The sequence below is a fragment of the Acetobacterium sp. MES1 genome, assembly GCF_002237635.1.
GTDB classification, from domain to species: Bacteria; Bacillota; Clostridia; order Eubacteriales; family Eubacteriaceae; genus Acetobacterium; species Acetobacterium wieringae.
The window spans coordinates 202,623-214,173 of record NZ_MJUY01000047.1; the positions used below are offsets into that span (position 1 = coordinate 202,623).

The 11,551-nt window shown below is 41.3% G+C and carries 7 protein-coding genes; all 7 read right to left on the bottom strand.

Features of this window, described 5'->3' with window-relative positions:
* Window positions 1-55 precede the first annotated feature (55 nt).
* Entirely contained in the window at window positions 56-949 is an 894-nt protein-coding gene (locus BI182_RS13125; protein ID WP_286808561.1) for an IS3 family transposase, read from the bottom strand.
* Entirely contained in the window at window positions 946-1,233 is a 288-nt protein-coding gene (locus BI182_RS13130; protein ID WP_070370131.1) for a transposase, read from the bottom strand. Before BI182_RS13130 ends, BI182_RS13125 begins: the two co-directional genes overlap by 4 nt.
* A 61-nt stretch (window positions 1,234-1,294) precedes the next feature.
* Window positions 1,295-2,320 (bottom strand): IS4 family transposase, encoded by a 1,026-nt coding sequence (locus BI182_RS13135; RefSeq protein WP_286808514.1) that lies wholly within the window; start codon window positions 2,318-2,320, stop codon window positions 1,295-1,297.
* A 94-nt stretch (window positions 2,321-2,414) separates the two neighbouring features.
* Window positions 2,415-2,702 carry a hypothetical protein gene (locus tag BI182_RS13140; RefSeq protein WP_286808516.1) on the bottom strand — a complete coding sequence of 96 codons (288 nt, stop codon included), beginning with the start codon at window positions 2,700-2,702 and terminating at the stop codon, window positions 2,415-2,417.
* Between the two features lie 88 nt (window positions 2,703-2,790).
* Window positions 2,791-3,147: a hypothetical protein gene (locus BI182_RS13145; protein ID WP_286808517.1), complete on the bottom strand. Its 357-nt coding sequence runs from the start codon at window positions 3,145-3,147 to the stop codon at window positions 2,791-2,793.
* Window positions 3,148-3,568: 421 nt separating this feature from the next.
* On the bottom strand, window positions 3,569-6,973 hold the full coding sequence (locus BI182_RS13150) for a vWA domain-containing protein (RefSeq protein WP_286808518.1): 3,405 nt from the start codon (window positions 6,971-6,973) through the stop codon (window positions 3,569-3,571).
* Between the two features lie 231 nt (window positions 6,974-7,204).
* Window positions 7,205-11,332 (bottom strand): X2-like carbohydrate binding domain-containing protein, encoded by a 4,128-nt coding sequence (locus BI182_RS13155; RefSeq protein WP_286808519.1) that lies wholly within the window; start codon window positions 11,330-11,332, stop codon window positions 7,205-7,207.
* Window positions 11,333-11,551: the final 219 nt, after the last annotated feature.

An 11,551-nucleotide genomic window follows, 5' to 3' on the forward strand; every position in this document is an offset into this window, starting at 1 on the left:
TCCCTATAGAATAGCCAGCCCTCATCGTCGGTAACAATCATCAAAACTTTGAATGCTATGCAGCGAGCTGGTGATTGTCGATAAAAAGCCCCCGATAAACTAGCGGTGGATAGCCATTATTTGTACTGTAAATTCGTCGACGATTGTAATAATGGATGTAGCGATGAACAATCGTTTTGACTTCAACCATGGGCATACTTTTGGTATTAATTTTATAGAGCTTCTCTTTTTTCAGCGTTGCGAAAAAACTTTCCATCCGGGCATTATCATAACAACGCCCGGTGCCACTCATACTCTGGATGGCATTTGCTTTTTTTAATACCTTTCGAAAGCGTTGGCTGGTAAACTGCGTGCCCCGATCGGAATGAAGGATCATTCCTTCGGCACCATCATCTCTGCAGGCGTTTTGAAACGCTTCAACACAAAGGTCTGCCCGCATGTTGTCATCCATCCTGAAGCCCCGGATACTGCCGTCATAGCAATCGAAAATGGGTGCCAGATAAAGTTTTCCATCTTTACAGGGGATTTCTGTAATATCAGTAAGCCATTTTTGATTCGGCGCTTCCGCTGTGAAATCCTGTTTGATGAGGTTTTCAGACTTTTGCGCTTTGGCATCGGCTTTCGTGATCCCATTGGGTTTAATCTTCATGCGGATCATCAGATTATTTTCTTTACAGATCCGGTAGATTGTCCTTAAACTCCCATGATAGTCCCGATTTAATCGAAGATAATCATAAATACGTCGAACACCATAATTGGCGTTTTCTTCGTCTTCCTGAATTAATTCATAGATTTGCGCCAAAAGATTTGCGTGCTTATCCGGTTTGCTTTTTGATCGCAGAAATTTATAGTAACCCGATTCGCTGACACCAAGCGTACGACAGAGCAGGGCAACCGGCCAACGGTCCCGGCGGTCGGTAATATATGACATACGCTGCTGTTTCGCTATTTCTTTCGGCGCTTGACAAAAAAACCAAGCGCATCCTGAAGAATCTCAATCTCTTCTTTTGCTTCCCGTAGCTCTTTTTCGAGCTGCTTTAAACGATTGGGATCTGCTAGTGGGATATTCCCTGGATCATCACAAAAACCAACCTTTCCACTTTTAGCTTTGCTGATCCATGTGTATAATGTATCGATTTTTATACCTAATCGCTCTGCTGCCGCTTTGTTGCCAATCTCATTTGCCAGTTTCAACGCTTCATAGCGTTCTTCAGCACTATATATTTTTTTCATTATTAGTCAGTCCTTTTTATTTCTATTTTACCTCATTTCCTTGCAATTTGGGACTGTACTTTTATGATAACACTCCAGCCCAGCGTTTTCCATAAATGCGGATGATGTCATCTTCAGAAAGGGTGAGATCGGTCGTAATCAGAATCAGGTAATCATTTCGTTTATTCCGGTTTCTGACAAAGACAAGTCTGACCGGTATCGTGATGTCGTCATTTTGAATAGTAGCGTCCACTGAAAGCAGGTATCGTGATCGCCCCGGACGTTTTTTGCAGGATGAATAGATGGCTTTGACCGATTTCTTCTCGCCATCAACGAGATAGTGAATTTTGGGTGTCTTCTTTGCCATGGCAATCACGTCAATCCCGATTTTCTTTACGGCAATCAGAGAGGATGGGCTGCAAAACCAGGTATCAAACAGCACATAGCTGGCACTGATCCCTGATTTCAGGGCGGATTGAATCAGCTCAAGCATCACTTCCGTCGCTTTACGTCCCGATTGGCTTCGTCGTCTGGCTGCAATACTGCGTCTGTCCAGACTGTCATCAGCCTTGTTCAGAAGATTTTTATCATCGGATGATGACAACAGCGAACCTGAAACCGGAATAAAGGTGTTCCCATCAGACCACCCCAGCGTCAACAGGCGAAATCCTTTTGTATAGCGATGCTTCACATGGTCGAAGACGCGGGACAACAGCTCCACATTTTTCGAGCGGTTTCGCTCAAACAGGGTATCATCTACAATCAGAACATTTTCCCGGGATTCATTGGTAAGACTCTGATTGGTCACCCGGGCGGCCAGCAACGTGGTAAACTTCTGCCAATGGATTTTGGGGGAGTTCATGAAGCGATAAATCGTATCTTTTCCACACTCTGGACAATGGTGATTGGTCACATAATTCATGTACATCGATCGGTTGGTAAAAATGACACTCAACAGATACTCAAAAACCGAAATTACTGAAAAACCTTTGGTTTTATAAGCATTACATGTTTTTAAAAGCAGGCCAACCTGATATTTTTTTTTAAAACGTGTAACAAGTTTAGAATTAGAATTCAAGTCTGCGCAGGTTTGTGTTATAATTTTCATAGCATGAGCCTCCAGGTTGTTTATTTGTTTTTCGCTAATTCAATTATAACAAATCTGGTGTTTTCATGCTATTTTTATGCCCGTAACATCGGAATTACAATGGTTTTAGACGATTATTATGTGCGAAGTTTGAGTCAATTACTTTAATCATACTCTCCGTAACCGAAAAGCCGGCGGCACTACTGCCGCCCAGATAATCACCGATACTGAAAGTCTTTCCCTGCATCTGTGCCATCAGACAGGCGGTTGCCGCGGCCTGATAATCCAGATAGCCCTTGCTCTGATCTTTAAGGGCCACAATATGGCAGGGACCATCAAGAACTGCAACTGGTTTGTGTTTTAACGCTTCAAAGCGTTCTTCTTCACTGTATGCTTTTTTCATAATTTTCCAGTCCTTTTTTCTTTCTTTTTCACCTCATTTCCTTGATATTTGGGACTGCATTTTTATGATATCACTCCATTGCTATTTTTCAATTTTTCTCCCATACGGTAATATTAGCTTCATTTGGCATCCATAATTCAATTTTATTAATATGAGTTGCATTTTGTATATCAATTGTCTGTACTGAACCCGACATTGCAAAATCTTTGAACATTGTTCCATAAAATCTTATTGTTAGTGTATCGTTGTTTACATCATACTTATATCCTTTTAAACAGAAACCACTATCGAGCCGAACAATTTCAAATGTAATACTTGAAGAGTTAATTTGCACGTTAGTTAAACGAATGTTTTGAGAATTAGCATCAAATTGAATAAATCTAATTCCAATAATACTAACAACAAATACTATCGCAACTATTATAATAATTATTATTCTTCGCATAATAGTCAAATCCTACTCTTAATTTTAATTAAGGCATTTGCGAAATGCCGAACCCCATTGCTAGCATTGGGTTTTTACGCATAGCTATATAATTTTCACACCTGTGAATTGTATAATATTTGTAAATAAACGTTAAAGCAAAACAGGCGGAAAGCAAGGTATATGTAATAATTTTTTTCCTGGACTAAAATCGTAGTCTAACCTGCATTCCCAGATTAACATAACGAGAACACCGATAATCCCCAACAATATGGGATTCCTGACTCTTTATGTGGTTTTTGCATAACGAGGCGCAAAGATATAGAAGTCCTCATGTTTCTACGTCTACGTCGTTTTTTCATTAGATTCACTCTCTAGCAGCGTTTTATTGACTTATATCGGATACGATTGGGGAGCATAACTAAAACTAACTGAGCTGACATCAGTTAACCTCACTATTCAAAATATTCCATCCGCCGCCACCGCCACCACCTCCGGGTGAACTAGAATAAGGTCTTTCAGCATGTAATGGGTCAGCTATTTTATACCCATCACGTTTTTCAATGTTATTACTTAATGAAGCTGGATTGCTGAACATCAGGTAGCCTTTGGCAGACAGATTATCTTTAAAAGTTTCATTCCATATATCCTCAGCAAATGCAGAACAATTATAAAGCTCTGTCCATTTGCAATGATCTTTAGTAAGTGAAGCTATTTTGTCAAACTCATCTTGCGTTACATAATGAGTAAGAGATCGTTGATCGGATGGTAAACCAGATTTTTCAAAGAGCATCAATTCATTGTTTATCCAGGTACCTTTTAATTCATCCGGTAACCATCCCGCCCAGCCGCCAATCGTCAATACTTGATCTGAAGTAAGTGAAATGTGGTTCCATACAGCCCTGTTTTTCCTTATATCACCTTCTTTTGCACGGTCATCATATGTATCTACTTTTATACCATAAAGAGACGTAGTATCATTTACAAAGCTCGTATATGCAAGAAATGCATGTCCGGAAAGGGCACCAAAACTACTAGGACCCACACCATAAGAACAAATCTTTAACGCTCCGACTATCCCATCTTTCAGTCCTTTAGTCTTTGGTGCAGTGTCCTCATTATCATTAATTCCATCAGCCTCTGTATCGCCATTTGTCGGATTCGATTTATAAGGATAAGTCGTGATCTTCGTTTTACCTCCAGCTGCTAGATACGTCTCCCAATTTTTATTCATTCGTGTCAAAGTCGCTCTGATTGTCGGGGTCAAATCACGCTGAATTCCTGAGATATTCGCAATTTCTTTATTATCAGGCACTCCATCACTATCAGAATCCGTTGTGCTCCCTGCGGTAAGTGGAGCTTTCAATTGGACAGTTTCATAAGTGCCATCCAAGGTGATCCAGTTTGTCCCCACTTCTTTCCCAATTGATTTCGCTATTCCTTCCAGAACACTGGAAAAATCATCATAAATATTTCCATAGACGCCGCCGGTTCCTTCATACAATTTACGGTAGGTCTCCTGTCCATAAGAGGAGGTAATCACTGATGTACTTATGTTATCGGCGTTTAATTTGCTGATCATTTCATCCATTGAACCAATGCCATAGCGGTTTTCAGATTTAAAGTCGGCATCAGTCAAAAGAATCATATATTTTTTCGTTGTGCTGGAATAGTCAAGTTGACGCGCCATCTCAAGACCATCTATTGTCGTTTCCGACTCATCACCGCCGCCATCAACCGTGATACTGCTGATCGTATTTTTTAACTTGGTGATCTCACTATTGTTAAACCAGTTGGAAACATTATTTTTGATAACATGTGTCGAATCGTAACCGTCGCAGGTTATGTCCCGATAATTAACGATTGAGAAACTTGCATTGATGTTATAGTCTTTTGTCAGGATATCGACAAAGCGGTTCAGGTTCAGCGCAACATTTGAAATCTCATCGCCCATCGAACCGGTCGTATCAAGAACAAAAACTATTTCAGCCTGACCTTTTCCTGAAGTAGATGATGCACTCAGACTTTCTGACAAGGACGAATCCGTTTTAGAGGTTATCTCCGTTATATCCGTTATTTCAGTTTGCGTTGCATCAGTCACGCTATTTACGCTAATTTTATTACTCTGAGGTTTGACCAATGGATCATTAGATTGTGACTTTTCAATTTCCTCAGGCGTTTTGGGTTCTACAACTGGAGTTGATTCACTGCTGACACTACTTGAAATACCACTGCCAACATCCAGATCAATGCCCAGCCCCGTTAAAAAGGCGTAACCATCCATTACAAAGTAAGTACCATTTTCACTGATATTGGTGGATATTGTCTGGCTGGCACTGTCATAGCTGGAATCAATCGGAACAATTTCTCCTGCATCATTAATTGTCCCCATGATTTCACCACTATCCGGTGTTGCATAAGGCACCTGAAAAGACAACTTCATATCTGCACCAAAATCCGATGCCGATGCGACTTCCACCGGCTCTCCGACTATCGTCCGATTCTCAGTCAAGACATCATTATTCGACACTGAAATCGATGTGCCCGTATTTAAATTTCCGGTAGCACCACCTGAAAGCGATGGTTTTGCCGGACTGTCATCGGCGATTAAAACAGGTTCAATATTTTCTGTGCTTAATATTTGTTCGAAAGTTCTTTCATTGTCAAGAGTGACACCATCCGTTTTTTGTTTTAGCGGATCGAGTCCCATTGTCACTTCTTCACCGTCTTTTAACGAATCCCCATCGGTATCATAATTATCCAATTTTGTTTTATATTTCACTTCATCCGCATCCGCCAAGTCATCCATATCGGTATCTGTCAGATAGGGATCTCCACTGTTATCCTGTTCACTTTTATTGTTCAATCCATCGGCATCAAAATCCTCATTGCCATCTTCAACGCCATTCCCATCCGTATCTTTTTTAAGCGGATCGGTGTTACTGATTACAATTTCAAAACCATCATTTAATCCATCTCCATCGGTATCGGCCTTATTGATATCGGTACCATAATAGTTTTCAAGATAATTTAATAGCCCATCCTTATCGTTGTCATTTACATCCAATTTAAGACTTTCCATATTTTCCATGTTGATGTTATTAATTACAATTTCAGAAGACACCGATACGCTGCTGTTGTCCTTGGCGGTGACATTTAAGGTGTTTTTTCCAAAAAACAGACCGACGTCATTAATTGTCCAACTTTTCGCTGGAGATAAGCTACCTTCTTTTAACACATTACCTTTATCATCCGTTAGTTTATAGCTCAAATCTTTCATCGGATTTTCTGAAGCGACTGTCCCACTGATTGAATCAATTTTTGAATCACATAAATAGGTGTTGGTAGCTGCATCATAGATAAATCCATCGGTTTTGATCTTAACCGCAAAACTGGCATCGTCATCTCCTCCGCCTCCCCCAACATTCCCATTCTTATCAACCACCTTGACATTGGTAACCGCCTCCGTCAGTTTAACCCCCTCACTAGAAGCAAAATAGGCATTAATATCAAAACTCTTACCCCACATCTGATACTTCAGCAGCATCATGGCTGTCTGGGGATAGTCCATGTAGCCTTTTACAGTATCTCCCAGCCCAATTACTTTTCCCTTTGAGCTCAGCTGGTTTTCAAAATGAAGATACATCTTCGAACCACTGCCGCCCGGATTTAATTGATTGCTCAAATAGGAGTTGTTTAAATCCGCACTGTTATATTCATAATAACTTCCGTCAATGGATCTGACCAAAAACGTTTTCAATTCGGCATTGACCGATGACGTACAGAGCAGTAAAAATACCACTCCGAGGATTGCCCTCAACAACCACTTTGTTTTAAATTTTTCCATTTCAACCTCTCTCATCTCAACTGTTTTCTTAATTATATCTTAATTTTTCATAAAAACAAGGTGTGGCAACCTGTGTGACATGTTTTTTTGCAAAACAAAACTAATGGAGCTTTATCCAACGACAAAAGAATAACTTTCTTAAAAAGAAAATAGTCAATTAAAAGCAGCGATACTTTTAATTGACTATGATTCTATTTCTTGTTTAATCCCAACGCTCTTGATATTCCTTTGTTATTCGCTTGTTTTTTTGATAATAACAGGTAACTTACTCTCATCCGTGTCTATATCTATTTCAGCCGTGAAACCTCCAAAAGTTTTGTCATAACTCAATTCAATCCCATCATAAGTTACCATATAACTTGTTGGGTTCGCTTTATACAGACTAACCAGAATATCTTTCTTTTCTGGTACTAAAGATTGATAAAACTCTGTTTTTGCGCCTTTAAAATTAATCGTCATGGTTGTAGAGTTCATTCCGTCTTTGCTTAAAGCAAAGGTTTTTGGATTTGTCGCCACCGCTTCGGCATCAATCCAAAGCACAAAGCTTCCTGCTGTCGCTAAAACACTGTCTGCTTCTGTCACATCACTATCTTTAAATTCGTAATCTCCGTATTTCACACCAATAATGCTGTCTTCACCCGTATCAACGATCAGACCAATCCATTTCTTCGCTTCTTGCGCCTGACTTCCATCCGTTGATGTATACGCTGTTAAGACGTCCAAATCCCCATATATGTTCACGCAATTGTTGCTTTGACTTATCTCAACAGCATTCTGATTTCCCTGACAATAATCTTTATTTGCATCGTCGGGCACATTAACTAATTTCGAGACCGCAACACATAGGCCTAGCTTTTTAACATCAATCCCGCAGGTATCGGTCATGCCATAAAACTCAAAGTTCAAGTTAAGTGATCCAACCGCTCTACTTTTTAGATACTCTCTGCTTAAAACAACCTTGCTTTTTTCATAATCAACTGTGTAATCTGTCATATCCCGCAGGTCATCACTCCCATCCGTTATATTTTTTAACATATTTCCATTAAAACTAATCGGGATTTCCAGATCCTGATCCGTTGCCTGATCATAGCTCAAACTCTCCGGCACGGATGCTGGCTGCGGCACCCATACAGAAGCCAATTCACTGGCATTGACTCCCGGCTTACCTGCATATCGAACTAAATAGTTTCCAGCTTTTAGTCCAGTAATTTCTGTTATTCCAGTAGCGACTTTTGTCCAATAGCCGTTGCTCGGATCCAGGTATTCCATTTGATCATTCACCCCGGTGATTTTGCCATCACTCCCATCAACGGTTGTCGGGGCAACAGCCGTCAGGTTTTCAGGTTGATCCTGGTTTTCGCCCGCTGCTATTTTCAATAATGCTTGTTTCTCACAATTGATATTTAGCAAATGGATCATATTATCATTTGAATTAACTAAAACCGGATAAAAATTAATGTCCAGATTGGTCTTTAGCGTGTTGTTTGTCACCTGAATGGGATATAAGCCTTTATGCTCAGTCGCCAGTTCCGGGGCTGTTTCCAGTATTTTGGATAATTTTAACCACTGCCCCTGATTTGGCAGATCTGCTGCTGTGACGGTTGCCGTCTTATTAAAGCTTTTAATCGTCAGGGATTCATCCGCTTCCAGAGGGCGACCAAGACAAATTTCAACATCGGCATAATAACCAGTTAACCCGGCTTTTTCCGCAACAGTCAAGCCATCCTGATAAGTTAAATTAACCTCAAGCTTATTTTCAGTTACCGTTGCCAGAACAGACTCCGTATAGGCCAGTATCCCTTTGGTACAAACCCAAAAACCATAGGGATCACCTTTGGAAATAACCTCCTCACCTTTTACCAGCACCGCATCGGCCGATACGTCAAGCGCCGAGTGCAAGGTTTTATCTTTAATACTGATCTCAAATGAATTGCTCTGGTTTATCGCCAGATTCGCATCTGTATAGCTCTCCAGACCAATCAGCTTTGATAAAAGAATATCCTGTTCCGGCACTTGTTTGTTTGTAATGGTGTAATCCTGGCCAAATGCATTTAGGATAACCGCTTCGCCGTCTTCCAATGGCCGGAAAAGATGGATCATCGCATCAGCATAGTAACCTGCCAAATCCGTTTTTGACGCTTCCTTTATGCCATTGTAACTGACCGTTATTTCTAGATTTTTCGGATCATATCCGCCAGATATACTGACTGAATCAAAATAATCTGTAACAGCTGCGGTAAAGATCTTTAAAGGCCCGCCCATAAAGATCACATCGGTATCCATTGCACCTTTGCTGACCATCATCATGCTGCTGAGCTTAATTTCTGTTTTTAAACTCTCATTGTTATCAGCAACATATATTTCCCAAGAGCCTGACTGATCTGAAGTCAGGGGATCATAGCCAAATAAAAAATATTCTAAATCAGATAACTTTACTCCATACGGGTACGATTCGCTATAAGAACCAGCCGTTGCCGTTAGTATATTTTTTGAAATCGTATAATCTTTTCCGCCAACTGTCACTTTCAGTTCTTCCCCATCTTCCAGCTGACGATTAAACATCAGTTCCATATCCGCCTGATAACTCGCTAAACCCGCCTGAACCTCATCGGAAAGACCGGTAAAATTGGCAATGATCTTTTGACCCGTTTCGTCTTTTGCCGGATAGACTGCCATTGAATCCCGATACTGGCGGATATTCCATTCATCTGCAGTTAGAATATGAATAAAAATCATCTGTTCAATGTCTGATGCCGGATTATTAGCGATAACTATGACCCATCCTGCTTCTCTAGCCGTTAATACACCAGCAGTATTTATTTCTGCTTTACCCGGATTATCGCCATCCTTTTGAACTGTCCAATTAATTTTCTTATTACTGGCATTAACCGGCTCTACCGTCGCTTTTATCTGCAGGGTATTGCCAACTTTCACTTCATCATAAATATCTGCGCTCGTGAGCGTGACATTCGTTGCCGGAATATACACAGGATCCGGGGTTGGCGGCGGGGTGACCGGTGTGACAACCGGTGGCACAGTCACTGTTTCGGCTACCTGCTGTTTTACCGGAGCGGTCTCAAATTTAACTCCATCCGAATTGATTTCAGCGCTATCGACCTTGCCCTTTCCTTTCATATCAACCCCGCTTTCAAGAACAGCACTTTTAACTTGTGTTCCTTCAGCCAGATTAACCTGACAACCAGTTGCCGCCTCAGCCACATTCATTTTTTCGATGGTGGTGTCACCCTGGGTTTTAATGACCACATCCGGGGCATTGACGGTGACATCAGAAAAATCCCCTTCTAGGATAATATCTTCGCCAGTGGCATCATTTGAGACTACAATTTCAAGCCCCTCAGCATTGGTTGCGACAATTCGAACTTCACCAGTGGCCGTTTTTTCAACAGTGATCTTATTGTAGCTGCCACCATTGATGTGAATACTGTTTTTACCACCACCACGGACAAAGGTATCGCCATCGACCGTCACGTTATTCAGGCTGACATCGCCGCTGCCAACCCCTTCGCCAATGGTCAGATCCCCGGTAATATGCAGATTCTGTAAAATTACGCCAGGAACATTGATACAAACATTACTGTCAAGTGTTTCTAAACCAGTTGTCGGGCCAAATGTCCCAGCTTCATTGTAGGCAACAACGGGAATCCCTTCAAAGGCTGCTGAAACCAGAACCGTATCGGTCGGCATGGTGAAAGTCGCCGTTTTCCCAACCCCTGGAGTTAATAGGCAAACACTACCATGACTGGTGATCGCTTTTAAAGAATCAGTCTTTAGTTGCATCCCTGTTTTGGGCAAAACTGTCAGCGTTACCGCTGTGCCGGATTCAGCCGGTGTGAACTCAATTTTGATCGTACTTTCCATATCACCTTCTTCCCGGATGATCTCCCCCAGTGATACCGGATAGGTTGCCGCAGTTACCCGAGCGTCAATATCAACCCAATTCAAATGCCCAACCAAGGTTTCCATCCGCTTGGCACTATCCTCAGCAAAATACTGATTGACATCAAAGGGTAATGCCTGCAGCTGAGCTTTCAGAAAGGCTGTTGACACCGATTGATAGTCCATGTAACCCTTTGCACTATCGCCCAATCCCACAACTTTACCGGAATCACTCAGCAAACCACTGAAATGCCGGTACATTTTCCCGCCGGTCGCACCCGGCGTGATCTGTTCACTCAGGTAGGAATTATTCAGCTCAACATGATTGTACTCGTAATAGCTCCCATCATTCGTTCGAACCAGAAACGTCTGCAGTTCGGCACTGACTGGTGATGCGCAAACCAGTACCAAAAGCATCATCAGAACTGTTTCAATCAGCCACTTTATTTTTGATTTTTCCATTTCAATTTCTCCCATCTCAACTTATTCTATTCATTATATCGTAATGGTTTCAAAAAACAACGTGTGGCGTTTTGTGTGCCAGCTTTTTCTGCAAATAATAAAAATGACTCACTTTATTTTGAGATCAGCTGAGCTACTGTATCGTTCTCCATCAAACGTAAAAAAGCAGTCCTTTGGTGAGATTATTGTCTCATCAATTGGACTGCTTTTCAATTTGGG